Below are 26,681 nucleotides of genomic sequence, written 5' to 3'. Positions count from 1 at the left end.
GGGCGGGGAGGCGGGGCGGCGCGCGGGCCCGGCACTGGGGCCCCAGGGGCGCGTCGCCCCCGACCGGTGGCCCCGCGCCGCGGGCCGCGGCGCCGCCACCGCCATATCGTCCGCCCGCCGGGCGGATGGCCCGCTAGAGTCGGTCAGATCGAAGGGCAGGCGACAGCAGCCTCCGATCCGGCCGGCCAGGGAGCCAACCGTGCTGATCAACCACGACACCCGGTGCGCGCTCGACGCGGTCGTCGCTCTGGTGAACACCTCGCCCGAGGACGACGGCCCGGACGCCCTCGCGGATGTCGCCACGCTGCGCCGCTTTGTGGCGGACCACGCCATCAGCGACGTCGGCACGCTCGGGGAGCGGGATCTGGAGGCCGCACGCGCGGTGCGCGACCGATTCGCCGAGGTCTTCGCGGCGCCCGACTCCCGGCGCGCCTCCGAGCTGCTCAACACGATGATCGCCGCGGCCGGCACCACCCCCCGGCTCACCGACCACGACGGCTACGACTGGCATGTGCACTACTTCGCCCCAGGGGCGTCGCTGGCCGAGCACCTGGCCGCCGACGGCGGCATGGCGCTGGCGTTTCTCGTGGTGGCGGGCGAGCGGGAACGGCTGCGGCGCTGCGAGGCGCCGGACTGCGGACACGCCTTCGTCGACCTCTCGCGCAACCGCTCACGGCGCTACTGCGACAGCCGCACCTGCGGCAATCGCCTGCATGTGGCGGCCTACCGGGCCCGGCGCCGGGAGGCCGCGGGCTGAGGACGCCCGACCAGGGCCCAGGGCGGCCCTCACCACCGGTAGAGGTCGTGGACGGCGGTGACGAACAGCAGGGTGCCTATGAACGCGAGGAAGAGCATCAGCGGCGGCTGGGAGAGGGCGAAGAGACAGCCACGTGGCTCTTCGCTCGGCGGTGCAGGGGGTCTTTCGAGGGGGGATGGCTCCCCGGGTGTTTGCAGCATCTCGCGCATGATCATGGCGCAGGGGGACCCCACCTGCGACCCGAGAGCTGTATTGATCGTTTGAGCGTCAGATTCCGTGCTTTTTGAGGATGGCCTCGATATCCGAGAAGTCCTCCGTGCCCGAGCTGCCTCCGGACTTGGCCGCGCCCTTGATTCCCCTCGGCCGGCCGCCCGCGACCGGCGCGGGCGCCTGCGCCCCGCCCCGCTCCGCCGCCGCGCGCCGCTCCTTGCGGGTGCCGTCGCCCCGGTGCTCCACCGCCCGGACCACCAGGAACAGCAGCCAGGACAGGCCGAGCACCCCGAAGCCCAGCCAGACGCTCGGCTTGAAGACCAGGTCGGCGATCCAGCCCAGGATGCCCGTCAGCGCCAGGCCCACGGGGAGCAGCGCATAGGCGGCGATCCGGGTCGCGGCCAGGAACCGCTTGCGGTACGCCGTCACAAAGGCGACAGCGAGGCCCGCCGCGGACGCCGCGGCGCAGACCGTGTCAGTCAGCATCGGGGGCCTCCTGCCCGTCGGATACCGGTATTCCATCCTGCACCCTCGCGGCGCCATTCCGGCCATATCGGGGATGAGGATCAGGGACATCTCCGGGAAACGACTCCTCCCCCGGGCCGACGCCCCTCCCCGACCAGTCTCTCCGGCGCAGATTCGGAGGAGTCGGCTCCGGGCTGGAAGACTGACCCCATGAGCGACCCCCAGCCTGCCCGCCCCGCCTCCGGCGAAGCCGCCGAGCACCACAGCCCCGAGCCCGTCGTGCTCGACGTGTGGTGCGAGCTCCAGTGTCCCGACTGCCGCGGTTCGCTGGCGGACCTGAACACGCTGCGCGCCCGCTACGGCGAGGCCCTGGAGATCCGCATACGGCATTTCCCGCTGGAGAAGCACAAGCACGCCCACGCCGCGGCCCAGGCCCTCGAGGAGGCCATCGTGCAGGGCCGGGGCTGGCCGTACGCCGAGGCCGTGCTGGCCCGCGCCGAGGAGCTGGGCGCGCGCGGCGAGGTGGTGCTGGTCGACGTCGCGCGGGAGCTGGGTCTCGACGCCGAGGAGATGGACACCGCGCTGATCGACGGGCGGCACATCCTGATCGTGGACGCGGACCAGGCCGAGGGCAAGGCGATCGGGGTGGCCGGCACCCCCACCTATGTGATCGGCGGCGAGCGGCTGGACGGCGGAAAGAGCCAGGAGGGCCTACGCGAGCGCATCGAGGCGATCGCCGACCGGCTGCTCGCCCGGTGAGCGGGCGCCCGGGGCTCAGAGCAGTTGCTTGAAAAGGTGGTACTCGGTCGGCCGATAGCCGAGCGACTCGTACAGCCGCAGCGCCGCGGTGTTGCCGCCGAAGACATGCAGCCCGATCGTGCGGGCCCCCGCCGCCAAGCCGTCGCGCTCGGCGGCCAGCATGAGGGTGCGGCCGTGGCCGCGCCCGCGGTGCTCCTCGTCGACCTCGACGCCGAAGACATAGCCCTCGAGGGCGCCCTCTGCCTCCACCCCCTCCTCGGGGCGTATCGCCACCCACACGGTGCCCACGTCGGTGCCGTCGTGGGCGAGGACGCGCAGCAGAGTGCCGGGCGTCGCGGGGCCGTCCGGCAGCAGGGTCGCGTAGGCGGTGTCCGCCTTGGCCCGCGCCGCTTCCTCGGCCACCCCCCGCTCCGTCCAGCTGCGGATGTGCTCGGTCCGCTCGTGCTCGAACCAGGCCGGGTACTCCGCCTCCCCCATGGCCCGCACCTCGCTGCCCGGCGGCAGTTCGGGCGCCTCGGACAGCTCCTTGACCATGTTGCGGCTGCGCTCGCCGAAGCCGAGCGCGCCCGCGAGCCCGAGCCCGGTCGTGGCCTGCGCCGGAATGCTCACCTCGGCCTGCGTACAGCCCCAGCCGCGCAGCACCTCCTCGGCGGCCAGCGCGGCGACGGTGCCCCGGCCGCGATGCCGGTCCGGCTCGTCGATGTGCAGCCGCTCGATCCGCCCGACCTCCGGGCCCAGCCGGTCGCCGGTGGCGAGGCGGAGCGTGCCTACGGCGCGGCCGTTGACACAGACCTCGTACGCGCGGGCCCGGCCGCCCGCGTCGGTGTGCTGTTCCGGCCCGGTGGGCCGCAGGGTGGTGGTCACGATGGTGTTCTACCTACCCGACGCACGATCGTCACCAGATTTTCGCGGCGAACCGCCCTCAGGGATCGAGGTCGTCGGCCGCCCGCTCGGTGAAGATCCGCATCGCCTCCGCGGTCACCGGGCCCGGCGCGCCCGGCAGCGGCCGCTCGTCCAGCCGGTGCACGGCCTGGACGTCCCGGGTGGTGGAGGTGAGGAAGATCTCCTCCGCCCGCTCCAGGACGTCGAAGGGCAGATCGGTCTCCTTCGCCCCCACCCAGTCGATCACCAGCTGCCGGGTGATGCCCGCGAGGCAGCCGGAGGCCAGCGGCGGGGTGTGCAGCTCCCCGTCGAGAACCACGAAGACATTGGTGCCGGTGCCCTCGCACAGCCGCCCCACGGTGTTGCCGAACAGCGCCTCGCTCGCGCCGTGCTCCCGCGCCCGGGCGAGCGCCACCACGTTCTCGCCGTACGAGGTGGTCTTCAGGCCCGCCAGCGCCCCGCGTTCGTTGCGGGTCCACGGGACGGTGACCACCGCCGTCGTATCGGGCCGCCGCTCGGTCTCGACGACCGCAACGACCAGCGTGGGTCCCGCCGTGCCCCGGTCGGAGCCGAGCGGTGAGACCCCTCCCGTATAGGTGATCCGCAGCCGCCCCAGCGGCACCGCGTTGGCGTCCAGCACCGCCTCGCAGCCCCGCCGCACCTCGTCCAGGTCCGGGGCCGGCAGCCCCAGGCCGCGGGCCGAGCCGGCCAGCCGGTGCAGATGGCGGGTGAGCGCGAAGGCCCGCCCGTCCACCGCCTTGACCGTCTCGAAGACGCCGTCGCCGACCGTCAGCCCATGGTCGAAAACGGACACCCGCGCGCTGTCCGCCTCACGCAGCGAACCGTCGAGCCAGATGGCGACTGTCATCGTGCGGTGCCTCCCGTCGGCTGATGTGCCCCCGACGCTACCTCGAGCAGCCGGGCGGCCTTGAGTTCGGTTTCGTCCCATTCGCGCTCCGGGTCGGAGCCCCAGGTGATGCCCGCCCCGGTGCCGAAGCGCAGCGCGGGGCCGCCGACCGCCCCGCGGTCGATCCAGAAGGTGCGTATCCCCACCGCCAGCTCGCCGGTGCCGCGGTCGGCGTCGACCCATCCGACACCGCCGCAGTACGGGCCGCGGGGCGCGGTCTCCAGCTCCTCGATGATGCGCAGCGCACTGGACTTGGGCGCCCCGGTGACCGACCCGGGCGGAAACGCCGCCGCGAGCAGCTCCGGCCAGCCCACGCCCTCCGCCAGCTCCCCGCGCACCGTGGAGACGAGGTGCACCAGCCCGGGGTGCGGCTCGACCGAGCAGAGCGCGGGAACCGTCACCGACCCGGGGGCGCAGACCCGCCCCAGGTCGTTGCGGACCAGGTCCACGATCATCACGTTCTCGGCGTGGTCCTTCTCCAGCAGGTCCGTCGCCTCGCGCCCGGTGCCCTTGATCGGGCCGGACTCGACAACCCGCCCGTCCCGCCGTAGAAAGAGCTCGGGCGAGGCCGTGGCGACCTCCACGCCCCGAGCGGGCAGACGGACGGTGCCGGCGTACGGGGCGGGGTTGCCCAGCGCCAGCAGCGCACTCAGTGCGTCCACGTCGGCGCGGTCGGGCTCGGGCAGCGGCGCGGACAGCACCCGGCACAGATTCACCTGGTACACCTCGCCCGTCGCGATGCGCCGCCGGATCCGCCGTACGCCCTCGGTGTACGCCGCGCGGTCCAGCGACGAGGTCCAGTCCGCCGGAGCGGGACCGCGCCAGCGGCCGGGCACCGGGTCCGGCACCGGATCAGGCCTGACGTCCCCGAAGCGCGCGCACACCAGACCGCCCTCGAAGTCCGCGACCACCGCCCAGAAGCCCCTGGAGTCCAGGGCCGCGGGATCGCTCGTCACCTCGCGCAGATCGGTGGCGAGGAGGCCGCCGAAGCGGGCGAGAGGGGGCAGGTCGTACACGGTTGCGAGTGTATGGCGGCCGCCTCGGCGGTGCGGCGGGAGGTCGTTCACGGCGGCACGCTGCGGAAACGGAGGGAGCACGGTACGCAAACGGAATTTGAGCTGGCCCGGGAATCCGCTAGAGTTCAACACGTCGCCGGGACGCGGGAGCGCCCCGGAGAAACGACACCTGCGGACGTGGCTCAGTTGGTAGAGCATCACCTTGCCAAGGTGAGGGTCGCGAGTTCGAATCTCGTCGTCCGCTCGGAGTGGGGGTTTCGGCCCCTGCGTCTGGTGGAGTGGCCGAGAGGCGAGGCAACGGCCTGCAAAGCCGTCTACACGGGTTCAAATCCCGTCTCCACCTCGGACGATTAGCTCAGCGGGAGAGCGCTTCCCTGACACGGAAGAGGTCACTGGTTCAATCCCAGTATCGTCCACTCGGGTCCTCACGGGCCCACCCGCGCGATTAGCTCAGCGGGAGAGCGCTTCCCTGACACGGAAGAGGTCACTGGTTCAATCCCAGTATCGCGCACACCACGGCACCGCGATCTTCATCGCGGTGCCCGGGACGATTAGCTCAGCGGGAGAGCGCTTCCCTGACACGGAAGAGGTCACTGGTTCAATCCCAGTATCGTCCACATGATCGGCCGAGGGCCGGGGCATCGAGCCCCGGCCCTCAGTCGTATGCGCGCTCAGGAAGAGAAGAGCATGTGGCCGAAGCCACGCTTGTGATGACCGTGGTGGCCGTGGTGGCCATGCTGCGGGGCGCCCCAGGCGGGCGCGGCCGGGTACGCCTGAGGGGCGGGCGGGGCCGGCGGGGCCGGCGGAACCTGCCCGCCCCACTGCGACTCGAGCCGGGTCAGCGCCTCCAGCTCCCCGTAGTCCAGAAAGATCCCCCGGCAGCCGCTGCACTGCTCGATCTGGACGCCATTGCGGTTGTACGTGTGCATCGGCGCATGGCACTTGGGACACTGCATGGTCCGCTCAACTCCTCAGCATTCAGACAAAAAGCGCTGCCGGAACAGCCGCCCGGCGGCGTTGACTTCACCCTACGCCGCGGCAAGCCGGGCGATGCGGACACAGGACTCCACCATGGCCTCCTGGGCCTCGTCCAACGGACGCCCCTTGGCGAGCGCCAGCGCCGACATCTGCACGGTCAGGGCGCGTGCGGGCACATCGAGCCGCGCCCACGGGTCCTCTTGGCCGCCCCGCACGGCCGAACCACCCGCCGCGCGGTACGCCTCCAGGAAGCGCGCCCAGTCCTCCGGGGCGAGCAGCCCGGCGGCGTACCAGGCGGCGGGGCGCGCGAGGTCCCACGCGGGATCGCCGAGGCCGAGGTCGTCCACGTCGATCAGCAGCCACCCCGTGGCGCGCCTCACCAACTGGCCCAGGTGGAAATCGCCATGGCACAGCGCGCCCTCCGGGGCCGCACCCTCGCCCCGCGCCCAGCCCGGCAGCGCGGCCCAGGCCCGCAGCACGGCCTCGGCCGCCGCCCCGCCTCCGTCCATCGCGCACAGCCGGGCCACGGCACGGGCGGCCTTGGCAGGCCCGCGCATCGGCGGCAGCGGCCCAGGAGCCACGGCGTGCAGCCGCGCCAGCAGCGCGCCGGCCTCCGCCCACGGGGCGGCCTCCGGCTCCTCCGGTGACACCGGCTCCCCGTACGGCCACACCGTCACCATCCGCCCGCCGGGCAGGACCTCGGGCCCCCGCAGCGGCGGAAGCAGGACGCCCTCACACTGGGCAGCGACCCCCACCCTGACGGCCAGCTCCCCCGGATCCACGCCGGGGGCGTGCGCCTTGGCCACGACCGGACCGCGCCGCACGACGGTGCCGTCGTCCCGGTCCGCCAACACGACGGCCTCATGCCGCGCCTCCCCCCGGCCGACGAGGTCAACCAGCTGCGAGACGATTCCGCTCACGGCTCTCCATCCGGTACGGCGTGGTGACTCTCCCGGATCTTAGGACGGCGGGGGAGCCGCGAACGAGACGGGAGGGGGTGGGGGTGCAGGGGTGGTGCCCTGGACGCTTACGCATATTTGTGGCGCGAAGTTCCGGCCCAGTCAGCGTTTCCGGGCACCGGCGCCGTAAATATGCGGTCCAGGGTGACAGCCCCGGAGGCCCCGCCCCCGGCACCCACCACGCACACCAGGCGCACCACCCACGCACCCGCACGCAAAAATCAGCCCAAACGGCGCGATGCCCGGACAGCTCCCCAGCTGTCCGGGCACTCGTGCCGTCCGCCGCACCCCCGTCCCCACGGGGTTGATGACGGGATGTCCCCGCCCGGGCCGCTCTCCCGGGCCTGGGGCGCTCAGCGCCCCAGCATTCCCGCCACGGACGACGCCTGTGTGACGACGGCTTCCCAGCCGCCGAACGCGATGGCCAGGAGAGTGGCCAGCGGCAGCACCATGGCCGCCGCGACCAGGGGGTGACGCGTGCCGGTCCGCTGTTCGCCGAACACATCCGCCGCGCGGTGCCCGCGCGCCCGGGTGGTCCTCCGTCCAGCGGGATCCACCATCGTCCCTCTCCTGTCACATCTGGGGCGGCGAGCGTCTGACCTCGGGGGACGAGTGCTGCGCCCGCCGCTTGACCACCACATTAGGCGCGGGGAGGGGAGACGGCGTCATGCCTTCGTACCGATGCCGGGCCTCCCGGAGGATGACGTCCTGCGCGGGCGACTACTCCCCTGGGTGGAGACCCGGAGTCAGGACTTGGGGTCTTCCCTGAGAGGGCTCTCCTGGCGCTCTCCGTCGTCGATGCGGGGCACCGGCTGCTCGACCAGCGCCAGCACTCGGTTGGCCATGAAGCGGGCGGTGCGCACCGCCGTGCCGCTCCGGGTGACTTCGCTCACTTCCACCACGCCTCGCCGCACCGCGGTCTCCACCCTGCGGCCCGCCCGAGTCGCCACCACTTCATACGTCCGGGTCGTGTCACCCGCGTCCACGACTATCTCCACACGATCACCCTTCACGGGCTCAATCCCCCTTCTGCGACGGTTCCTTGAGAACTCGCACCGTGGTCCGGAGCGCGGATTGCCGCGTTTCCGCCCCACTTCTCCAAGGATTCCACCTGCCACTGACAATCCATCTGCCGACGCATGCGCGGCCTCGCAGCGCGTCGGGCCGTCAATCCGTAAGCTGTGCACGTCAGACGGCGGCAGCGGATGGGGCCTCCCCTCCAGGGGTACTGGGAAGGGGCCTACCCACCGGAGGTAGGGGACGGACATGGCGATGATGCGGCTCCGGCGCGAGGACCCGCGTGTCGTCGGCTCCTTCCGCCTTCACCGGCGGCTCGGCGCGGGCGGCATGGGGGTCGTCTACCTCGGCTCCGACCGGCGCGGGCAGCGCGTGGCGCTGAAGGTGATCCGGCCGGACCTGGCCGAGGACCGCGAGTTCCGGTCCCGGTTCGCCCGCGAGGTCTCGGCCGCGCGGCGGATCCGCGGCGGCTGCACGGCGCGGCTGGTGGCCGCCGACCTGGAGGCCGACCGGCCGTGGTTCGCCACCCAGTACGTGCCCGGGCCGTCCCTGCACGACAAGGTGAACGAGGACGGCCCGCTGCCCGCCGCCCAGGTCGCCGCCATCGGGTCGGCCCTGGCCGAGGGCCTGTTGGCGGTACACGAGGCGGGTGTGGTGCACCGGGACCTCAAGCCCTCGAACATCCTGCTCTCGCCCAAGGGCCCGCGCATCATCGACTTCGGCATCGCCTGGGCGACGGGGGCCAGCACGCTGACCCACGTCGGCACGGCGGTCGGCTCCCCCGGCTTCCTCGCGCCCGAGCAGGTGCGCGGGGCGACGGTGACCCCCGCGACCGACGTCTTCGCGCTGGGCGCGACGCTCGCGTACTCCTCGATGGCGGACTCCCCCTTCGGGCAGGGGAGTTCCGAGGTGATGCTGTACCGCGTGGTGCACGAGGAGCCGCAGCTGGCCGGGGTGCCGGACGCGCTGGCGCCGCTGCTCCACGCGTGTCTCGCGAAGGATCCCGAGGACCGGCCGAGCACGCTTCAGCTCTCCCTGCGCCTGAAGGAGATCGCAGCGCGGGAGGCCCACGGGCACGGGGGCCCTGGGCACGGGGGGCACGGGCACGGCGGGCAGGGGCACGGGGGGCACGGGCACGGCGGCCTGGGGGCCGGCGCCTCCGACGGGCACCACCCGGGCGGTCACCACGGGGCCCGGCAGCCGTCGGAGCGGCCGAGCGGCCGGCGCCCCGAGGAGTACGCGCGGCAGCGCACGGAGCGGCGCCCGGGTGGCACGCCCGCCCCCACGCCCCGCGCCCAGGCTCCGCGCGCCTCCGCGCCGCGCCCGGGGCCCGGCACGGGGGGCCGTTCCACCGGGTCCACCGGTCGTAACTCCGGCGCCCGCCCGACGCCGGCGCGCCCCTCGGGGCGCAACGGTGCGCGGCCGCCCGTCCGTACGGTCCGTACGCCGCCGAACGGGCGGCGGCCCGCGGGGCCGGACCGGCGGCTGCTGCGGCAGCGGCTGATCGTCTTCGTGGTGGTGACGCTGCTGGTCGCGCTGGGCATCGCCGCCGCGCAGGGGTGCCAGGGGCCGCCCTACGGGCTGGGGGCGCCGACGCCCGCGTCGTCGTTCACGCCGACGTCCACGACGTCGTTCGGCTGACCGTGGGTGGTGCGTGCGCCTGGTGTGCGTGGGTGGTGCGGGGGCGGGGCCTTAAGGGGCTGTCACCCTGGACCGCATATTTACGGCGCCGGTGCCCGGAAGCGTGGGGCGGGGCGGAAATTGGCGCCACACATATGCGTAAGCGTCCAGGGCACCACCCCTGCACCCCCACCCCCTCCCGTCTCGTTCGCGGCTGCCCGCCTCAGCCCTGCGGGCGGCCCGCCGTGACCGCGTAGAAGGCCACCGCCGCCGCGGCGCCCACGTTGAGGGAGTCGACGCCGTGCGCCATGGGGATGCGCACCCATTCGTCCGCGGCCATGAGGGCCTGCGCGGAGAGCCCGTCCCCCTCGGCGCCCAGCATCAGGGCGACGCGCTCGATGCGGTGGGGTGCGGCGTCATCGATGGAGGTGGCCTTCTCGTCGGGCGTGAGGGCAAGGATCTTGAAGCCCGTGTGCCGGACCGCCTCCAGGCCGCGGGGCCAGGTCTCGAGACGGGCGTACGGCACGGAGAAGACGGCGCCCATGGAGACCTTGACCGAGCGGCGGTACAGCGGGTCGGCGCAGTCCGGGGAGAGCAGCACGGCGTCCATGCCGAGCGCCGCGGCGCTGCGGAAGATCGCGCCGATGTTGGTGTGGTCGTTGACGGACTCCATGATCACCACGCGCCGGGCGCCCTGGAGAAGTTGCTCGGCCTCGGGCAGCGGCTTGCGCTGCATGGAGGCGAGGGCGCCGCGGTGGACGTGGTAGCCGGTCACGCGTTCGGCGAGGTCGGGGCTGACGGCGTAGACCGGCGCCGGGACGTCTTCTATGACGTCCCGCATGACGTCGACCCACTTGGCCGACAACAGCATGGAACGCATCTCGTAACCGGCCTGTCTGGCCCGCCGGATGACCTTCTCGCCTTCGGCGATGAACAGGCCCTCGGCGGGCTCGCGCCTGCGCCGTAGCTCCACATCGGTCAGACCCGTGTAGTCGCGCAGCCGCGGGTCGTCGGGGTCATCGACGGTGATGAGATCAGCCACAGGGTGATACTGCCTTGTCCTGGAGGTCGTGCCAATGACGCGGACGTGATGCGTTACCCATGGTTACCCGAGGCGAGGGACACGACATCGCCGATCACGACGACCGCGGGGGGTCGTACTCCCTCGGCCGTGACCCGTTCCGCCACGGTGGCCAGGGTCGCGTCGACGCGCCGCTGGGTGGCGGTGGTGCCCTCCTGGACGACGGCGACCGGGGTGTCCGCGTCGCGGCCGTGCCGGATGAGCGCGGCGGAGATGGGGCCTATCTTTTCGACGGCCATGAGGAGGACGAGGGTGCCGCGGAGCTTCGCCAGCGCGGCCCAGTCCACGAGCGAGCTGGGGTCGTCAGGTGCGACATGCCCGCTGACCACCGTGAACTCATGAGCGACGCCCCGGTGGGTCACCGGGATCCCGGCCGCGGCCGGCACACTGATCGCGCTGGTGACGCCCGGTACGACGGTGCAGGGGATGCCCGCCTCGGCGAGCGCGTGCGCCTCCTCCATGCCGCGCCCGAAGACGAAGGGGTCGCCGCCCTTGAGCCGGACGACCGACTTGCCCGCCTTGGCGTGCTCGATCAGCGCGTTGTTGATCGCCTCCTGGGCCATATAGCGGCCGTACGGGATCTTCGCCGCGTCGATCACCTCGACGTGGGGCGGAAGCTCGTCGAGGAGATCGCGGGGGCCGAGGCGGTCGGCCACGACCACGTCCGCCTCGGCGAGCAGCCGACGGCCGCGCACGGTGATCAGGTCCGGGTCGCCGGGGCCGCCGCCCACCAGCGCGACATGGGGCCCGCGGGCGCGGTGCCGGGGCGCGGCGAGGGTGCCGTCGCGCAGCCCCTCGACGACGGCGTCGCGCACGGCGGCGGAGCGGCGCGGATCGCGGCCGGTGAGCACGGCGACGGTGACACCCTCGCTGCGCCCGGTGGCCGGGGTCCAGGCGGTGGACGCCTCGGCGTCGTCGCTGCGTACGCACCAGATCCGGCGGGCCTCGGCCTCCGCGGAGGCGGCGGCGTTGGCCTCGGGGTCGTCGGTGGTGATCAGGGCGTACCAGGCGCCTTCGAAGTCGCCGTCCCGGTACCCGCGGCGCTCCCAGCGCACCTCGCCGGCCTCGGCCATCGCCTCGACGGAGGCCGTGGCGGACGGGGAGATCAGCACGATGTCCGCGCCCGCCGCGATCAGCGCCGGCAGCCGGCGCTGGGCGACCTGACCGGCCCCGAGGACGACCACCCGGCGCCCGGACAGGCGCAGTCCCACGGGGTATGCAAAGTTCTCGGACATGGCGATGCGGCTCTCCTCGTGCGAATGCGCGGCCGCTGCGGCGCTGGAGCGGCTGATCGACGGTGGGACAGGCCCCCGCGCACACCCTACGTGGCGGGGGCGGACGTCAGCCCTTCTCCGTGACTCCGGCGGAATCGAAGGTCGCCACCTCGTGCATGGCCCGGGCGGCGCTCTGCACCACGGGGAGGGCGAGCAGCGCGCCCGTCCCCTCGCCGAGGCGCAGATCGAGGTCGACCAGCGGCCGCAGTCCCAGTTTGTTCAGCGCGGCCACATGACCGGGCTCGGCGCTGCGGTGCCCGGCGATGCACGCGGCCAGCACCTCGGGGGCGATGGCGCGGGCGATCAGGGCGGCGGCGCCGGCGCTCACCCCGTCCAGGATGACGGGGGTGCGCAGGGACGCGCCGCCCAGGAGCAGTCCGGCCATCGCGGCATGTTCCAGGCCACCGAAGGCCGTCAGGACGCCGATGGGGTCGGCCGGGTCGGGCTGGTGCAGCTCCAGACCGCGCCGTACGACGTCGACCTTGCGGGCGTGCATCTCGTCGTTGATGCCGGTGCCGCGCCCGGTGACCTCGGCCGCGTCCACGCCGGTGTAGACGGAGATCAGGGCGGCCGACACGGTGGTGTTGGCGATGCCCATCTCGCCGGTGAGCAGCACCTTGTTGCCGGCGGCCACGAGGTCGCGCGCCGTCTCGATGCCCACCTCGATGGCGCGCAGCGCCTCCTCGCGGGTCAGCGCGGGGCCGACGGTGAAGTCGCCCGTCCCCGCCCGCACCTTGCGCGGCAGCAGCCCCGGGGTGCTGGGCAGCTCGCCGGCCACGCCCACGTCCACGACGCAGACCTCGGCGCCGACCTGGCTCGCGAAGGCGTTGCAGACCGCCCCGCCGCCCAGGAAGTTGGCGACCATCTGGCCGGTGACCTCCTGCGGCCAGGCGGTGACGCCCTGGGCGTGCACCCCGTGGTCCCCCGCGAAGATCGCAACGGTGGCGGGCTCGGGGATCGGGGGCGGGCACTTCCGGGACAGCCCGCTGAGCTGCGCCGAGATGATCTCGAGCATGCCGAGCGCGCCGGACGGCTTGGTCATGCGCTTCTGCCGCTCCCACGCCTCGCCGAGCGCCTTGGCGTCCAGCGGACGGATGCCCCTGAGGGTCTCCTGGAGCAGATTGGCGGGGTCCTCGCCGGGCAGCGCGCGCCGCCCGTACGTCTCCTCGTGGACGACCCAGGACAGCGGGCGGCGCTTGGACCACCCGGTCTTCATCAGCTCCGGCTCGTCCGGGAACTCGTCCACGTACCCGACGCACAGATACGCCACGATCTCCAAGTGCTCGGGCAGCCCCAGCGCGCGCACCATCTCGCGCTCGTCGAAGAAGCTGACCCAGCCGACGCCGAGCCCCTCGGCGCGCGCGGCCAACCACAGGTTCTCGACGGCGAGCGCGGAGGAATACGGCGCCATCTGCGGCTGGGTGTGCCGGCCGAGGGTGTGGCGGCCGCCGCGGGTCGGGTCGGCGGTCACCACGATGTTCACCGGGGTCTCGAGGATCGCCTCGACCTTGAGCTGCTTGAACTGCTTGGCCCGGCCCTTGGGGAGCGACTTGGCGTATGCGTCGCGCTGGCGCATGGCCAGCTCGTGCATGGTGCGGCGGGTCTCCTCGGACCGGATGACGACAAAGTCCCACGGCTGCGAGTGCCCGACGCTGGGCGCGGTGTGCGCGGCCTCGAGCACGCGCAGCAGCACCTCGTGCGGGATGGGGTCGGAGCGGAAGCCGTTGCGGATGTCGCGGCGGTCGCGGATGACCCGGTGGACGGCGGCCCGCTCGGCCTCGGCGTAGCCCTCGGCCGGGGGGACGGTGGGGGCGTCGGGTGAGGCTGTTTCTGGGGAGGTGGTCTCAGGGTCGGGAGCGACCGCCTCGGGAGCGACGGCTTGGGGGTGTGCGGGTTCGGGGTCGGTTGTTTCGGCGTCGGTAGTTTCGGGGGCAGTGGCCTCGGCGGCGGTGGTTTCGGGCCCGGCTGCGGCGGCTGGTTCGGGCGCGGGCGCCTCGGCAGGCGCCTCGTCGGCGGAAGTCTCGGCGGCGGCCGGGGCGGCGGGCGCGTTGTCGGTGCCGCCTTCGACGGCCGCGGCCTGCGCGGCCTCGGCGGGAGCCGGTGCCGCGGCGGAGGCATCCTCCTGCGGCACGGCGCCCGCGGCCGCTTCGGCTTCGGGTGTTTCATCGACGGCCGAGGTCTCGACGGACGCGTCGGCGACTGCTTGGGCAGCCGGGGCTGCCTCCTGGGACCCGGCCTCCGGCTCCTGCGGTTCGGCCGCGGCGGAGGAGGCGTCGTCAGTCGTCGCCTCGGCGGCATGACCTGCGTCCGGCTCGGCGCCCTCCGACGCGGCAGCGGCCTCGTCAGCGGCAGGCGAGGCGGCATCGTCCCCGCCAGGCGCGGCGACGGCGGCCACGGGTACGGCAGCCGTCGGCGCGCCGTTCGCGTCGTCACCAACGGGCGCGGCGACGGCCGCGTCTTCGGCATCGCCGCCAGGCGCGGCAGCAGCGCCGTCCCCGACCGGCGCATCGACAATCGCGCCCTCGGCCGCGTCACCAGCCGGCGCAGCGGCTGCGGCCGCGGGCTCATCAGCCGACGGCGCGGCAGTCGCGTCCTCCCCAACGGGTGCGGCGACAGCCGCGTCTTCAGCGTCGCCGCCAGGCGCGGCAGCAGCGCCGTCCCCGACCGGCGCATCGACAATCGCGCCCTCGGCCGCGCCACCAGCCGGCGCGGCAGCAGCGGCCGCGGGCTCATCAGCCGACGGCGCGGCAGTCGCGTCCTCCCCAACGGGTGCGGCGACAGCCGCGTCCTCGGCATCGCCGCCAGGCGCGGCAGTCGCGCCGTTCTCAACGGGCGCGTCGGCAACCGCGCCTTCACCTTCGGCGTCCCCGCCGGGCGCGTCGGCCGCAGGCTCATCGGCCGGCAGCGCGGCGTTCGTGACGTCCCCGACCGGCGCGTCGACGACCGCATCCTCGGCCGCGTCACCAGCCGGCGCGGCAGCAGCGACCGCAGACGCAACAGCCGACCGCTCGGCGGCGGGCCCCGCATCAGGTGCGGCTGCCGCGCCATCCCCGACCGGCGCGTCGACGACCGCGCCCTCGGCCGCGTCACCAGCCGGCGCGGCAGCAGCGGCCGCGGGCTCATCAGCCGACGGCGCGGCAGTCGCGTCCTCCCCAACTGGCTCGGCGGCGGGCTCGGCAGCCGATGGCGCGGCAGGAACCCCGTCGTTGTCCTGCGCTTCCGCACCCGGCACGGCAACAGCCTCGGGTTGCTGAGCCGTCGGCGCGGCATCGGCGGACGCGGGCACGTCGGCCGCCGCGGCCACATCAGCCGTTGGCGCGTCAGCCGTTGGCGCGTCAGCCGTCGGCGCGTCAGCCGTCGGCGCGTCAGTGGGCGCCTCGCCCTCAGCCGAGGTCGGCGTGGCTGCGACCGTGCCCTCGGCCGCAGCCGAGTCGCCGGCGGTTGTGTCGTCGGCCGAGGCGCCAGGCGCAGCGCCGGAGGTGTCGGCCTCAGGTACCGCGGTCTCGCCTTCCGCGACCGGGGCATCGGCGACCGCAGCCGCCGTAGCGGCTGCCTGCGCCTCGGCAACGTCACCAGTCGACGGCGGGGCGGCGGGCTCGGCCCCGGCTGGGTCAGCGGCCGGGGCCGTCGGTGCGTCCGTGGCCGCGCTCCCGTTCGACGGGGCGCCAACTGGCGCGGCGGGCGCGCCCTCGGTCGGCGCGGCCACCGCCTCGACGGCCACCGGCGCGGCGCCGGGCACCTCGGGCGCCGCAGCCACCGGCGCGTCGGCGAGTGGCGGCGCGGGCGCTTCGGGGGGCGTCTCCTGAGCCTGTGTCTGCTGGCCCTGCTGGCCCTGGCCCCGGGCCGCTCGACGGCGGCGGCCCTGGGGGGCCTGTGCCGCGGCGGCCCGCGGGGCGTCGGTGGGGGCCGCGGTGGGCTCGGCCGGGGCCTCGTCCTGGGTGGCGGCCCGGCCCCGGGCGGCGCGGCGGCGGGCGGCGCGCCCCTGGGGGGGCTGTGCCGCGGCGGCCTCGTCCGGCGCGGGCGCCGCGCTCGCTTCCTGGGGCTGTGCCGCGGCGGCCTCGTCCGGCGCGGGCGCCGCGCTCGCTTCCTGGGGCTGCTCCGGTTGGCCCTGCGCGGGGTCCTCGGGCGAGGGGGCCTCAGCGACTATGGCGTGGCCCGGGTCCACGGGTACGGGCTGCGGGGCGGGTTCGGCCGGGAGCGCGGTGCCGTCCGCCTGGGCCGGGATGGCGATGGCCGGCCCGGACTGCTCGGCCTGAGGGTGGTTCTGGGCCGGGGTCCCCGCCATGGGGCCCGCGAAGGCCTCGGCGGCGTCGTCCGGGGCGGTGTCCGCGCCGGGGGCGTGCGCCAGGTCCTGCTGGTCCGGGACCGCGTCGGGGTGGACCTGCGCGGGGATGTCGACGGCCGGGTCCATGCCCTGGAACTCGGCCGCCTCGGGGGCGGCGGGCTTGGCGTACTGCCGCGGGTCGAACGGGTCCAGCTCCTCGAGTTCCTCGGCGGGGGCGGCCGCTTCCGTCGTCGGGGCCGCGGCCTGCGGGGGCTGGGCGTCCCAGGGGGCACCGGGGAGCGGTGCGGCGTCGTCGTGGGGCTGCTCGATGTACTGGGGTCCGGCGGCGGGCGGTTCGGCCTGGTGGACGGGCACGGACTGGGTGGGGGTACCGGCCGGGCCGCGGTCGGCGAGGGAGCGCACGATGCCGTTGGACGGGTCGGGCACGGGCGGGCCCATGTGCAGCGGGCGTCGCGGCGTGGTGGGGGCGGCGTGGGCGAGCGGCCTGGGCGACGGGGCGGCCTGGGCGTGGGCCTGGTGGATGGGCGCCGGCTGGGGTTCGGGCGGTACGTCCTCGTACTCGGCCGGGGCCTGGTCATAGCCCTGGGCCGGTCCCGCGTCGTAGCCGCCGCCCGGGACCTGGTCGTAGGCCGCGGCCGGAACCTGGTCGTAGACCAGGCCCGCGTCATAGCCCTCGGCCGGGGCCGGCGCGTAGCCCGCGGTCTCGTACGGGCCGGGCGCGCCGGGCAGATGGGTCATGGGCTGCTGGTACGGGTCCTGGTACTGCGGCTGGTGCTCGCTCCACGCGCCCTGCGCGCCGGGCATGAGGAGGAGGTCGTCCTCCTCGCCGACGGCGTCGTGCGGGTTGAGGAAGGTGTACGCGGACTGCGGCTGTTCGATGAATCCGGCGTCGGCGGGGGGGATGGGGACATCCGCGGGATGCGGCTGCCCGAGTCGTCCGCCCGCGTTCTCCGGCAGCCCCTCGCCCGGGACCTGGCCGGTGTCGGTCATGCGTACCCCTCGCCCATCGCTAGTGCTCCTTCCTACCGCCTACCACCGAGAGCAAGCCTCAGAGGCAAGAACGAGCGCACGCGGTGCGCGGCACGTAGCACGCCCGAGGCATTGCCTACCGCGGCCCATCAAGAGGGGGACGCATTCCGGCCATTGGCCGATAAAGCGCCGAACGCCGGGCAGCGGCACAGGCAGTACAACGATCTGCCAGCCTACCTCGGACGCCGCCCGGAGGCGGTCATAGGGGCGAGGGTCGGGGGAACGTCACAGAGCGAAAATCACAGGTGCAGGCGGTGACCGCAGACCAGGAACGCGACGGCGCGCTCACGTTCGGCCCAGACCCTGGTGTCCAGCTCCACCGACTGGAGAAGGGCGCACTCGACCGCGTAGCCGCCGTCCTCCAGAGCCCGGCAGACGGCTTCCGCCTCGTCCCGTGTCGCGGCATGTGTGACGATCCGCTCGGGGCGGCGGGCGGCGCACGCGGCGATCACGTCGGGGCCTCCGCCGCCGACCCGCACCACGTCGGGCTCGGGGAGGTCTTCGAGCACCTGGGGGGCGGTGCCGTGGACGACCTGGAGCTGGACGCCGTAGCGGCGGGCGAGGGCGGTGGTACGCGCGCAGGCGTCCGGGTCGCGGTCCACGGCGATGACGGCGGCGCCGAATCCGGCCGTCTCGACGGCGGCGGCGCCGCTGCCCGCGCCGATGTCCCAGACCAGGTCGCCGACGCGGGGGCCGAGGCGGGCGAGTTGGGCGGCGCGCAGCTGGGGCGACTCGCTGTCGCCGAGGACGGTCGCGTAGGCGGCGGCGGGCAGCGCCCAGCCGCGTACGGCGCCCGGGTAGCCCGGGTCGCGGCCGGCGAGCCACCCTCCGCCCTGGAGTGCGCCGCGCGCGCCGCCCGGGGCCGGGGCCCCGCGTACAGGGGCCGCGCCGGAGCCGCCGATGACGATGACGACATTGGGGTCGCGCCAGGTGTGGTCGGCGGCCTTGTCGGAGGTGAGCACGGTGACCCGCTCGCGCTGGGTGCCGAGGGCCTCGCAGATGACGAAGGTGCGGTGCACCGGGCCGAGGAGCAGTGCGAGTTCGGCGGGCCCGGCGCCGGGCGAGGTGAGCACGGCGACCTTGGGGTGGGCGCGGCAGACGTTGACGGCGCGGCGCAGATCGCGGCTGTGGGCGACGACGACCTGGGCGTCGTCCCAGGGCATCCCGGCGCGGGCGAAGGCGGCGGCGACGGAGGAGACCGCGGGGACGACCTCGACCTCCAGGCCGTGCTCGGGGGCGCGCAGGGCGCGGACGACGCCGAAGTATCCGGGGTCGCCGTCGGCCAGGACCACGGCGGAACCGCGGTGCTGGGCGATGCGGCGGGCGGCGAGGTCCACGCTGCCGAGCCTGATCCGCTCGGCGCCCGGCGGGACTTCGGGCAGCGCCAGGTGGTGGGCGGCGCCGGCCACGAGGGTGGCCGCGCCGAGGGCGGAGCGGGCCGCGTCCGTGAGCGGGGATCCGTCCCAACCGATCACCGTGACGCGGTCGGCCATCGTCGTGTCTCTCCCAGGTTGTCGCGGGTGGGCGGCGGGTCGCCGCGGAGATCGGGTGTGCCGGTGCGCTCGGCGCGGCGCGGGGGCGCGCTCCACACGGGCCTGGAGAGATTATCCCGCCTGGTCCGTACCTCCTGACGCAGGGCGGGAGGCGCGGGGCGTGGGTGCGGGGCGCGCCGAGGGCCGGGCGCGCCGGGCGTGGTCAGTTCCAGTCGGTGTACGTGGAGTAGTCGCTGAAGCTCTCCACGTCGGTCGGCCCGCCGTGTACGCCCTGGAGGTCTTCGGGCAGCAGGCTCCAGACGATGACGTCGGTGCGCAGGTCGGTCCAACCGCCGTCCTCCGTCTGGGTGCGCGCTATCCAGGCGTTGCGCAGGACGCCCTCGCTGATGCAGCCGATCTTCTGGGCGACCTGCTGGGAGGCGGTGTTGTCGGCGGCGGTGCGCAGTTCGAGCCGCTCGAACTTCTGGTCCTGGAAGAGCCAGCGGGCGACGGCCAGCGCGGATTCGGAGGCGTAGCCCTCGCCGCGCGCCCAGTGGGCGGTGACGTAGGAGATCTCGGTGGCCAGCACGCGCCAGTCGGTGTTGCTCAGGTGCACGATGCCCACGAGGCGCTGGGTGAGGAACTCGGCGACGGCGAAGACGATGCCGCGGCCCGAGGTGCGCTCGGCGGGCGCGATGCGCAGCGCCCATTCGCGGGCGTCGCGGGTGGTGTAGGGGTGGGGCACCGAGGTCCAGGCGGTGACGAGTTCGTCGTTCATCATCTCCGTGAGCGCGGGCACGTCCGCTTCCTCGAAGGGGCGCAGCACCAGCCGTTCCGTACTGATGGAGATGTCCGGGAAGGTGGATGTCATGCGCCGCTCCGTAACCGGGGGTCCAAGGATTCAGGAAGAGCCCAGCATGCAGCATCGCCCGAGAGAAATGCAGCACGGGGTGGCCGAACGGAAGGCTCCGTATCCGATGGTGGCGTTCGGATACGGAGCCTTCACGCGGGCGTCGGCTATCCGCCGGTGACCGGCAGCACCGACCCCTTGTACTTCTCCTGGATGAATTTCCGCACTTCGGGCGAGGTGAGGAGCTTGGCCAGCTTCTTCACCCGCGGGTCGTCCTCATTGCCCTTCTTGGCGGCGAGGACGTTGGCGTATTCGTTTCCCTTCACCGACTCCAGCAGCACCGAGTCCTTCGCCGGGTCGAGTCCGGCGTCGAGCGCGTAATTGCTGTTGATGACCGCCAGGTCGACATCGTCGAGAGAGCGCGGCAACTGGGCCGGTTCCAGCTCCTTGAAGGTGAGCTTCTTCGGGTTGGCGGTGATATCGGCGGGGCTCGCGGTGACCCCCGCGTCCTTCTTCAGCTCGATGAGCCCCTTGGCGGCGAGCAGTTTGAGGGCGCGTCCCTCGTTGGTGGTCTCGTTGGGCACGGCGACGGTCGCCCCGGTCTTGAGGCCGGAGACGTCCTTGACGTGCTTGGAGTAGGCGCCCATGGGTGGCAGATAGATATCCGCCACGGACACCAGGTCGGTGCCCTTGGTTTTGTTGAAGTTCTCCAGGAATGGGACGTTCTGGTACAGGTTGGCGTCCAGCGAGCCTTCCTGGAGGGCGGTGTTCGGCAGGACGTAGTCGGTGAACTCCTTGACCTCGAGCTTGAGGCCTTCCTTGTCCGCCAGGTTCTTCTTGATGTAGTCGAGCACCTCGCCCGCCGGGACGGCGGTGGCCCCGACGACGAGCGTGTCGTCGTCCGAGCCGCCGCCGGAGCCCGCGCCGCACGCGGTCAGCCCGAGGGCGAGTGCGGCGGCGGCGAGAGGGACCGCGAGCTTGCGCATGATGTGGCTTCCTCCGGGGTCACGCAGTCCGGGTCCGTGGTCAGAACGAGGCGATGACGGAGCCGTCGTACTTGTCCTTGATGAACTTCTTCACCTCAGGGGAGGTGAGGAGCTTGGCGAGCTTCTTGACGCGCGGGTCGTCCTCGTTGCCCTTCTTCACGGCGAGGAAGTTGCCGTACGGGTTGTCCTTGGGCGACTCCAGGACGAGGGCGTCCTTGGCGGGCTTGAGGTCGGCCTCGATGGCGTAGTTGCCGTTGATGACCGCGGCGTCCACGTCGTCCAGGGAGCGCGGCAGCTGGGCGGCCTCCAGTTCCTTGAACTTCAGGCCCTTGGGGTTGTCGGCGATGTCCTTGGGGGTGGCCTCGTTGCCGACGCCGCTCTTGAGCTTGATGATGCCGTTCGCGTCCAGGAGCTTGAGCGCGCGGGCCTCGTTGACGGTGTCGTTGGGGATCGCCACGGTCCCGCCGCTCTTGAGGTCGTCGGCCTTCTTCACGCTGTGCGAGTACAGGCCGAGCGGCTCCAGGTGGACCGTGACGACGGGCACGATGTGGGTGCCCTTCTTCTTGTTGAAGTCGTCCAGGAACGGCTGGTTCTGGAAGTAGTTGGCGTCCACCGAGCCGTCTTCGGTCGCCGTGTTCGGCGTGTTGTAGTCGGTGAACTCCTTGACCTCGAGCTTGAGGCCGGCCTTCTCGGCCAGGTTGTCCTTGATGTAGTTCAGGATCTCGGCGTGCGGGACGGGGCTCGCGGCGACGACGAGCGCGCCGTTCTTGTCCGAGCCCGAGTCCGCGCCGCAGGCGGTGAGGCCGAGAGTGAGGGCGCCGGCGGTGAGGGCGATAGCGAGGGTCTTGGTCGTGTTACGCACGAAAAGTGCCTTTCTTTTTGGGCGTACGAAGCCGCTGTGGGTGCGGGACGCTCTGCGGAGAAGGAGTTCGACGAGGGGGATGGGTAAGGAGGGACGGGAGTCGGGGCTCAGGGCGCCTCGGGGGCTTCGGCGACCTTGGCCACCGGGCCGGGCTCCTCCGCCCTCTTCGGGGCGCGCGCCGGCCGCAGCCACGAGGTGGCCGAGGAGCGGCCGCGATGCGACAGTGCGCGGGCCGCGAAGTCACCGGCGAACTGGATGATGGAGATCACCACCGCGAGGATCGCCACGGTGATCCACATCAGCTCGGTCTCGAAGCGCTGGTAGCCGTAGCGGATGGCGAGGTCGCCCAGGCCACCGGCGCCGACCGTGCCGGCCATCGCCGAGTAGCCGATGAGCGCGACGACCGTGGTGGTGGCGCTGGAGATCAGCGAGGGCAGCGCCTCGGGCAGCAGGACCTTGCGTACGACGGTCCAGGTGGAGCCGCCCATGGACTGCACCGCCTCGACCAGCCCGCCGTCCACCTCACGCACCGCGGTCTCCACGAGCCGGGCGAAGAAGGGGATGGCGCCGACGGCCAGCGGCACGATCGCGGCCTCGGGGCCGATGGTGGTGCCCACGACCCAGCGGGTGAAGGAGATCAGCGCGACCATGAGGATGATGAACGGCATGGATCGGGCGATGTTCACGATCTGGCCGACGACCTTGTTCACCACGAGGTTCTGAAGCACCCCGCCGCGGTCGGTGAGCACCAGCAGCACCCCGAGCGGCAGTCCGCCGACGACCGCGATCAGGGCCGACCAGCCGACCATGTAGAGCGTGTCCCAACAGGCCTGCTCCAGCAGGGGCTGCATTTCGGACCAGGTCACTTGGCACCTTCCTTGGTCAGCACGGCGTCGCCCGTCCCCCGGTGCGCCGCCTCTTCCGCTCCGTCGGCCACCTCGACCTGGAGCCCCTGCTCGCGCAGGAACCCGATCGGCACGACGTTCTCCTCGAACGGTCCGGGCAGCTCGATCCGCATCCGGCCGACCTGGCGGCCGCCGACGGTGTCCATGGCGGCGCCGAGGATCGAGATGTCGATGTTGTAGGTGCGCGCCAGCTGGGAGATGACGGGCTGGGTCGCGGCCTCACCGTGGAAGGTGACGTCCACCACGGTCCGGTCGATGCCGGGCAGTTCCCCGCCGACCGGGAAGAGCTGCCGCGCCAGTTCGGAGCCGGGCGTGGCGAGCAGGTCGGCGACCGTGCCGGATTCGACGATCCGCCCGCCGCGCATCAGCGCGGCCGAGTCGCAGATCGTCTTGACGACGTCCATCTCGTGGGTGATGAGCAGCACGGTCAGGCCGAGCTGCCGGTTCAGGTCGCGCAGCAGTTGGAGGATGGAGCGGGTGGTCTCCGGGTCGAGGGCGGACGTGGCCTCGTCCGAGAGCAGCACCTTGGGGTCGCCGGCCAGCGCCCGGGCGATGCCGACGCGCTGCTTCTGGCCGCCGGACAGCTGCGCCGGGTACGCCTTCGCCTTGTCGCTGAGGCCGACCAGGTCCAGCAGTTCGAGGGCCTTGCGGGTGCGCTCCTTGCCGGAGACGCCGAGGATCTCCAGCGGCAGCTCGACGTTGTCCCGGACGGTGCGCGAGGAGAGCAGGTTGAAGTGCTGGAAGACCATCCCGATCCCGGTGCGGGCCTTGCGCAGCGCCGATCCGGCCCCCGGCCCGCGCCCGGCGAGCGCGGTGAGGTCCTGGCCGGCCACGCTGACCGTGCCGGAGGTGGGGCGCTCCAGGAGGTTCACGCAGCGGATGAGGGTGGACTTGCCGGCGCCGCTCTGTCCGACGACGCCGTACACCTCGCCCTCCCGGACATGGAGGTCGACGCCGTCGAGGGCGGTGACCTCGCGGCCGCGTGAGCGGTAGACCTTGGTCAGGCCTGTCGTGGTGATCACAGGGGTTTCCGTCACTGTTGAGTGCACGGCGGATGGTGCCGCCGGGCACGGTTCGTTCATTGCGGAACGCGGCGTGGAGCGCCGGAGGCGCGCGCGAGCGCGGGCGCGGCTTCGGGGTCCGGTGACGCGGGGCGGCGCGGTCCGGTGCACGGCCAGGTAGGGGGCGGCACGGACGCGGCTCGGCTCAGCGGGTCTCGCTTCGGGGCGCGAGGCTCAGGCAGGGGCCCTCAGCGGTCACACATTCGACACATACAACGAGCACCGGGCGTCTGGATCGCCTCGGTCGCGTGGGCGCGGCTGCTCGTCGTGGTCATGGGCGCAAGTAAAGCAGACATACGTACGGGCCAATCAAACGTGTCCGAATAGCGGACCCGGTTGACCAGCCCGTGGACGGCGGCGGTGCGGGTCACTCTCCGGCCGTGATCTCCAGCCCGCCCTCGGTGGCCTGGACGGACACGGCCGACAGGTCCTTGACGACGACATCGGCGAGCAGTTGGTCCGGGTCGGTGGTTGTGGTCAACGCCACGGTCCGCATGCCGGCGGCCCGGCCCGCCGCGAGCCCCGCCGGGGCGTCCTCGAAGACCACACAGCGGGCCGGGTCGAAGCCGAGCTTGTCGGCGGCGAGCAGAAAGGGCTCGGGGTCCGGCTTGCCGCGCGTGATGTCGTCGGCGCTGATCAGCAGGGTCGGGGTGATACCGACCGCGGCCAGCCGGGCCTCCGCCAGCGGGCGTATCGCGGAGGTCACCACGGCCCAGCGGTCCTGGGGAATCCGGCCCAGCAGCTCGAGGGTGCCGGGCAGCGCCACCACCCCGCCGCCGGGCACGTCCTCCAGCTCCAGCTCGTCGATGCGGGCGCGGGCCTCGGGGACGCGGTGCGCGGGAAGCAGATCGCCGATGATGTCGGAGGCGGTGCGGCCGTGCAGCTCGACCCGCGAGAACTCCTCCGCCGGGATTCCGTACTCCCGCGCCCAGCGGCTCCAGCAACGGTGGACCGACTCCAGGGACGAGATGAGGGTTCCGTCGTTGTCGAACAGCAGAGCGTCAGCGGAGATCTTCATATCGGGTCAGCGTACGGGCCCGCACAGGGGCGGGCACAGGGCGCACCCCGCGGCCGATTACCCTCGTCCCATGCTTGCCACCCCCTGTGTGCGCCGCCGCACCGCGCGGAGGTCCCGTTGATCGACGCGCTGACGGTCGCGCTCGGTGTGACCGCCCTCGCACTCGCCGCGTGGTGCGGGTTCGCCACCTACCGCGACCAGCCCACCAAGGACTGGCACTTCATCGGTATGGCCGTGGTGACCCTGCTGGGCCTCGCCCAGCTGGTCATAGGGATCGTGCTGCTGGCGCGCGGGCAGCGTCCCGACGAGTCCGTGGCGATCTTCGTGGCGTATCTGATCGGCTCGGGGCTCGCCGTGCCGATCGCGGCGTTCATGTCGCTGGCGGAGCGGACCCGGTGGGGATCGGCGACGGTGACGGCGGCCGCGGTGGTGCTGGCCGTGCTCGAGGTGCGGCTGTACGACATCTGGGGAGGTACCGGTGGCTGAGTCGACGCCCGATTCCACATCCACCGAGCCCGCCGGGAACCGGCGGACCGAGCTGGGCCAGGGGCCGGGGCGGCTGCTGGTCCTGCTGTACGGGGTGTTCACCGTCGCGGCCGCGTCCCGCTCGATCTACCAGCTGATCGCCCAGTACCACGAGGCCCCGCTCGCGTACGTCCTCTCCGCGGTCTCGGCCGTGGTGTACGCGTTCATCACCGTCTCGCTGGTGCGCGGCGGGGAAGGGGCGCGGAAGGCGGCGATCGTCTGCTGCGCCGCCGAGTTGCTGGGGGTGCTGACCATCGGCACCTGGACGCTCGTGGACCCCTCCGCCTTCCCCGACCAGACGGTGTGGTCGGACTACGGCATGGGCTATCTCTTCATCCCGATCTTTCTGCCGGTCACCGGGCTGTTCTGGCTGCGCAGGGCCCGCCAGGACTGATCCCGGCGGGCCCTGGCCACTCCCTCGGACAACCGGCGTCAGGCGCTGGCCGCGTACGCGGAGGGCGTGGCCTCCTTCTCCAGGGTGACCAGGCTCAGCCGGCGGTTGACCTCCTCGGTGCCCACCTGCGCATAGCCGTACCGCCGGTACAGCCGCAGATTGCCCTCGCTGCGGTGGCCGGTGAACAGCCGGTACCGCTTGGCGGCCCGCTCCTCGGCCAGCCGCTCCTCGATCGCCGCGAGCAGCCTTCCGCCCAGGCCGTGCCGCTGCATCCGCGGGTGCACGATGAGCTTGCCGATGGCGGCGGTGCCCTTGTCGTCGACCATCCCGCGGACCGACCCGACGACCTCCGCGCCGAGCCGGGCCACGAGCACACAGCCCTCGCCCAGTTCGGCGCGGAGGTCGTCGAGGGACTGGGTCAGCGGTTCGATGGAGTAGTCCCCGTAGAGCTCGGCTTCCCGCTGGTAGCACAGGTACTGCAACTTGAGGATCTGCTCGGCGTCATCCGCGGTCGCCGCAGAGATGGTCACGCTCATGCCCATGTGCGCATGCCTCCCCTTGTATCGGTCCGCCGGCCGCGCTGAGGGTAGGGATGCGACCGGGGGTGTTGGCCTGACTGGAGCCGTCGTGAGGATGCACGTCCGCCTCCGAGGCGCCGATTGTCCTAGACCGTCCGATAGTAGGGCCCGCGGCGTCGCGGCCCGATGGCTCTCGCCTGGACGCACCGCGCTCGTCGCACGCAGCGCCGCTGCGCTCTCCTCACGCGGCACGCCCAGACTCGGCCCTCGACCCGCTCCTTCACCCGCGCTCCCTACTACCGGACGGTCTACCGCTCCTTTCCCCAGAGTTCAGGAGCCGCAATCTCCGCCGTGAGCATTCTGCGCAGGCAACCGAGACATCGGGAACGTACCGGGCCAAGGCTGCCCTGTGACATTCCCAACTCCCCCGCGATCTCGCGATACGTCAGGTCGGAGCGGGACAGCAGCGCGCCCAGTAAGAGGGGACAGCGGCCGGGCAGCCGACGCACCGCGGCGCGCAGCGCCCGGCCCGCCTCCGCCCTGAGCACCGCGTGCTCGGCCGACCGGGCGTCGGGGGCGCCGGGCGGGCCGTCGCCCACCGGGTCGTACGGCACCTCCCGCCGGGCCCGGCGCCTGGCCCCGCGCACCTCGGCCCGGACCGCGCCGCGCAGCCAGGCGGCGGGCTCGGGCGGCGGGCCGGCCTCGCGGGTGCGCTCCAGCAGCCGCAGCCACACCGCCTGTTCGAGCTCGGCGGGTTCGATGCCCGCGCCGTAGGCCTCGGCCGCCGCCTCGGCGGCGAGCAGCGGGCGGAGTTTCTCCACAAGGTCCATAACCGGCGGGACGTGGGCGGG

At 73.2% G+C, this 26,681-nt stretch carries 26 protein-coding genes and 5 tRNA genes; 10 read left to right on the top strand and 21 right to left on the bottom strand.

Translation table 11 applies throughout. From position 1 onward, the window contains the following. Positions 1-199 precede the first annotated feature (199 nt). Complete coding sequence (locus tag ACZ4WQ_RS25295; protein ID WP_311725772.1) at positions 200-757, top strand: CGNR zinc finger domain-containing protein; 558 nt, start codon at positions 200-202, stop codon at positions 755-757. Positions 758-786: 29 nt separating this feature from the next. Here the strand turns inward: ACZ4WQ_RS25295 and ACZ4WQ_RS25290 are convergent, their stop codons facing one another. Together ACZ4WQ_RS25290 and ACZ4WQ_RS25285 are read right to left on the bottom strand one after the other, a co-directional pair. Next, entirely contained in the window at positions 787-957 is a 171-nt protein-coding gene (locus ACZ4WQ_RS25290) for a hypothetical protein (protein ID WP_311725771.1), read from the bottom strand. A gap of 67 nt (positions 958-1,024) precedes the next feature. Next, positions 1,025-1,453, bottom strand: a complete 429-nt coding sequence (locus ACZ4WQ_RS25285; RefSeq protein WP_311725770.1) for a hypothetical protein — start codon at positions 1,451-1,453, stop codon at positions 1,025-1,027. Between the two features lie 189 nt (positions 1,454-1,642). Here ACZ4WQ_RS25285 and ACZ4WQ_RS25280 point away from each other — a divergent pair, with 189 nt between their 5' ends. After that, the gene (locus tag ACZ4WQ_RS25280; RefSeq protein ID WP_398375434.1) at positions 1,643-2,191 is read left to right on the top strand and encodes a DsbA family protein; all 549 of its coding nucleotides are present in this window, start codon (positions 1,643-1,645) and stop codon (positions 2,189-2,191) included. Positions 2,192-2,206: 15 nt separating this feature from the next. Here the strand turns inward: ACZ4WQ_RS25280 and ACZ4WQ_RS25275 are convergent, their stop codons facing one another. From ACZ4WQ_RS25275 to ACZ4WQ_RS25265, 3 genes are read right to left on the bottom strand one after another with little or no spacing between them, the layout of a single operon-like run. After that, positions 2,207-3,055, bottom strand: coding sequence for a GNAT family N-acetyltransferase (locus ACZ4WQ_RS25275; protein WP_398375432.1), 849 nt, complete (start codon positions 3,053-3,055; stop codon positions 2,207-2,209). A 58-nt stretch (positions 3,056-3,113) separates the two neighbouring features. Further along, on the bottom strand, positions 3,114-3,941 hold the full coding sequence (locus ACZ4WQ_RS25270; protein ID WP_398375430.1) for an aminotransferase class IV: 828 nt from the start codon (positions 3,939-3,941) through the stop codon (positions 3,114-3,116). Continuing rightward, on the bottom strand, positions 3,938-4,996 hold the full coding sequence (locus tag ACZ4WQ_RS25265; protein ID WP_398375429.1) for a chorismate-binding protein: 1,059 nt from the start codon (positions 4,994-4,996) through the stop codon (positions 3,938-3,940). Before ACZ4WQ_RS25265 ends, ACZ4WQ_RS25270 begins: the two co-directional genes overlap by 4 nt. Before the next feature lie 171 nt (positions 4,997-5,167). On the opposite strand from ACZ4WQ_RS25265, the gene ACZ4WQ_RS25260 reads away from it, so the two are divergent. The 5 genes from ACZ4WQ_RS25260 (at position 5,168) to ACZ4WQ_RS25240 (ending at position 5,613) form a co-directional block, all read left to right on the top strand. Beyond that, positions 5,168-5,240, top strand: a tRNA-Gly gene (locus tag ACZ4WQ_RS25260). A 28-nt stretch (positions 5,241-5,268) separates the two neighbouring features. Beyond that, a tRNA-Cys gene (locus ACZ4WQ_RS25255) sits at positions 5,269-5,339 on the top strand. A gap of 1 nt (position 5,340) precedes the next feature. Beyond that, a tRNA-Val gene (locus tag ACZ4WQ_RS25250) sits at positions 5,341-5,412 on the top strand. Between the two features lie 23 nt (positions 5,413-5,435). After that, a tRNA-Val gene (locus ACZ4WQ_RS25245) sits at positions 5,436-5,507 on the top strand. Between the two features lie 34 nt (positions 5,508-5,541). Next, positions 5,542-5,613 (top strand) — tRNA-Val (locus ACZ4WQ_RS25240). A 54-nt stretch (positions 5,614-5,667) separates the two neighbouring features. Here ACZ4WQ_RS25240 and ACZ4WQ_RS25235 read toward each other — a convergent pair. The 4 genes from ACZ4WQ_RS25235 to ACZ4WQ_RS25220 form a co-directional block, all read right to left on the bottom strand. After that, complete coding sequence (locus ACZ4WQ_RS25235) at positions 5,668-5,952, bottom strand: TFIIB-type zinc ribbon-containing protein (RefSeq protein WP_385345584.1); 285 nt, start codon at positions 5,950-5,952, stop codon at positions 5,668-5,670. Between the two features lie 72 nt (positions 5,953-6,024). Then, positions 6,025-6,885, bottom strand: a complete 861-nt coding sequence (locus tag ACZ4WQ_RS25230) for a phosphotransferase (protein ID WP_398375629.1) — start codon at positions 6,883-6,885, stop codon at positions 6,025-6,027. A 401-nt stretch (positions 6,886-7,286) separates the two neighbouring features. Further along, on the bottom strand, positions 7,287-7,493 hold the full coding sequence (locus tag ACZ4WQ_RS25225) for a hypothetical protein (protein WP_311725761.1): 207 nt from the start codon (positions 7,491-7,493) through the stop codon (positions 7,287-7,289). Between the two features lie 186 nt (positions 7,494-7,679). Beyond that, on the bottom strand, positions 7,680-7,946 hold the full coding sequence (locus tag ACZ4WQ_RS25220) for a hypothetical protein (RefSeq protein WP_361192928.1): 267 nt from the start codon (positions 7,944-7,946) through the stop codon (positions 7,680-7,682). A 253-nt stretch (positions 7,947-8,199) separates the two neighbouring features. Here ACZ4WQ_RS25220 and ACZ4WQ_RS25215 point away from each other — a divergent pair, with 253 nt between their 5' ends. Next, positions 8,200-9,591 (top strand): serine/threonine-protein kinase, encoded by a 1,392-nt coding sequence (locus ACZ4WQ_RS25215; RefSeq protein WP_398377607.1) that lies wholly within the window; start codon positions 8,200-8,202, stop codon positions 9,589-9,591. A gap of 202 nt (positions 9,592-9,793) precedes the next feature. On the opposite strand, the gene ACZ4WQ_RS25210 is transcribed toward ACZ4WQ_RS25215, so the two are convergent. From ACZ4WQ_RS25210 to ACZ4WQ_RS25165, 10 genes are all read right to left on the bottom strand, one after another. Then, complete coding sequence (locus tag ACZ4WQ_RS25210; RefSeq protein WP_311725758.1) at positions 9,794-10,612, bottom strand: TrmH family RNA methyltransferase; 819 nt, start codon at positions 10,610-10,612, stop codon at positions 9,794-9,796. A 53-nt stretch (positions 10,613-10,665) separates the two neighbouring features. Beyond that, positions 10,666-11,886 (bottom strand): uroporphyrinogen-III C-methyltransferase, encoded by a 1,221-nt coding sequence (gene cobA, locus ACZ4WQ_RS25205; RefSeq protein ID WP_311725757.1) that lies wholly within the window; start codon positions 11,884-11,886, stop codon positions 10,666-10,668. A 106-nt stretch (positions 11,887-11,992) separates the two neighbouring features. Next, positions 11,993-17,200 carry a nicotinate-nucleotide--dimethylbenzimidazole phosphoribosyltransferase gene (gene cobT, locus ACZ4WQ_RS25200; protein WP_398377604.1) on the bottom strand — a complete coding sequence of 1,736 codons (5,208 nt, stop codon included), beginning with the start codon at positions 17,198-17,200 and terminating at the stop codon, positions 11,993-11,995. A 278-nt stretch (positions 17,201-17,478) separates the two neighbouring features. Next, positions 17,479-18,732, bottom strand: a complete 1,254-nt coding sequence (gene cbiE, locus ACZ4WQ_RS25195) for a precorrin-6y C5,15-methyltransferase (decarboxylating) subunit CbiE (RefSeq protein WP_398377602.1) — start codon at positions 18,730-18,732, stop codon at positions 17,479-17,481. Positions 18,733-18,934: 202 nt separating this feature from the next. Beyond that, complete coding sequence (locus ACZ4WQ_RS25190; RefSeq protein WP_311725751.1) at positions 18,935-19,582, bottom strand: GNAT family N-acetyltransferase; 648 nt, start codon at positions 19,580-19,582, stop codon at positions 18,935-18,937. Positions 19,583-19,728: 146 nt separating this feature from the next. After that, positions 19,729-20,547, bottom strand: a complete 819-nt coding sequence (locus ACZ4WQ_RS25185) for a MetQ/NlpA family ABC transporter substrate-binding protein (RefSeq protein WP_311725750.1) — start codon at positions 20,545-20,547, stop codon at positions 19,729-19,731. A 40-nt stretch (positions 20,548-20,587) separates the two neighbouring features. Then, positions 20,588-21,409 carry a MetQ/NlpA family ABC transporter substrate-binding protein gene (locus ACZ4WQ_RS25180; RefSeq protein WP_311725749.1) on the bottom strand — a complete coding sequence of 274 codons (822 nt, stop codon included), beginning with the start codon at positions 21,407-21,409 and terminating at the stop codon, positions 20,588-20,590. A gap of 107 nt (positions 21,410-21,516) precedes the next feature. Continuing rightward, entirely contained in the window at positions 21,517-22,275 is a 759-nt protein-coding gene (locus tag ACZ4WQ_RS25175; protein WP_311725747.1) for a methionine ABC transporter permease, read from the bottom strand. After that, positions 22,272-23,396, bottom strand: a complete 1,125-nt coding sequence (locus ACZ4WQ_RS25170) for a methionine ABC transporter ATP-binding protein (RefSeq protein WP_398377599.1) — start codon at positions 23,394-23,396, stop codon at positions 22,272-22,274. Before ACZ4WQ_RS25170 ends, ACZ4WQ_RS25175 begins: the two co-directional genes overlap by 4 nt. A 346-nt stretch (positions 23,397-23,742) precedes the next feature. Next, positions 23,743-24,393: an HAD-IA family hydrolase gene (locus ACZ4WQ_RS25165; RefSeq protein WP_398377597.1), complete on the bottom strand. Its 651-nt coding sequence runs from the start codon at positions 24,391-24,393 to the stop codon at positions 23,743-23,745. Positions 24,394-24,510: 117 nt separating this feature from the next. Here ACZ4WQ_RS25165 and ACZ4WQ_RS25160 point away from each other — a divergent pair, with 117 nt between their 5' ends. Together ACZ4WQ_RS25160 and ACZ4WQ_RS25155 are read left to right on the top strand one after the other, a co-directional pair. Continuing rightward, positions 24,511-24,879: a hypothetical protein gene (locus ACZ4WQ_RS25160; RefSeq protein ID WP_311725744.1), complete on the top strand. Its 369-nt coding sequence runs from the start codon at positions 24,511-24,513 to the stop codon at positions 24,877-24,879. Continuing rightward, a complete protein-coding gene (locus ACZ4WQ_RS25155; protein WP_311725743.1) occupies positions 24,872-25,312 on the top strand; it encodes a hypothetical protein in 441 nt (146 codons plus the stop codon). The genes ACZ4WQ_RS25160 and ACZ4WQ_RS25155 overlap by 8 nt, the downstream gene beginning before the upstream one ends. A gap of 38 nt (positions 25,313-25,350) precedes the next feature. Here ACZ4WQ_RS25155 and ACZ4WQ_RS25150 read toward each other — a convergent pair whose 3' ends face one another. Next, positions 25,351-25,854: a GNAT family N-acetyltransferase gene (locus ACZ4WQ_RS25150; protein WP_311725741.1), complete on the bottom strand. Its 504-nt coding sequence runs from the start codon at positions 25,852-25,854 to the stop codon at positions 25,351-25,353. A gap of 284 nt (positions 25,855-26,138) precedes the next feature. Continuing rightward, the gene (locus ACZ4WQ_RS25145; protein ID WP_311725740.1) at positions 26,139-26,660 is read right to left on the bottom strand and encodes an RNA polymerase sigma factor; all 522 of its coding nucleotides are present in this window, start codon (positions 26,658-26,660) and stop codon (positions 26,139-26,141) included. Positions 26,661-26,681: the final 21 nt, after the last annotated feature.

The organism is Streptomyces sp. NPDC028305 (genome assembly GCF_055569495.1).
This window is presented reverse-complemented; position numbering and strand designations above follow the sequence as displayed.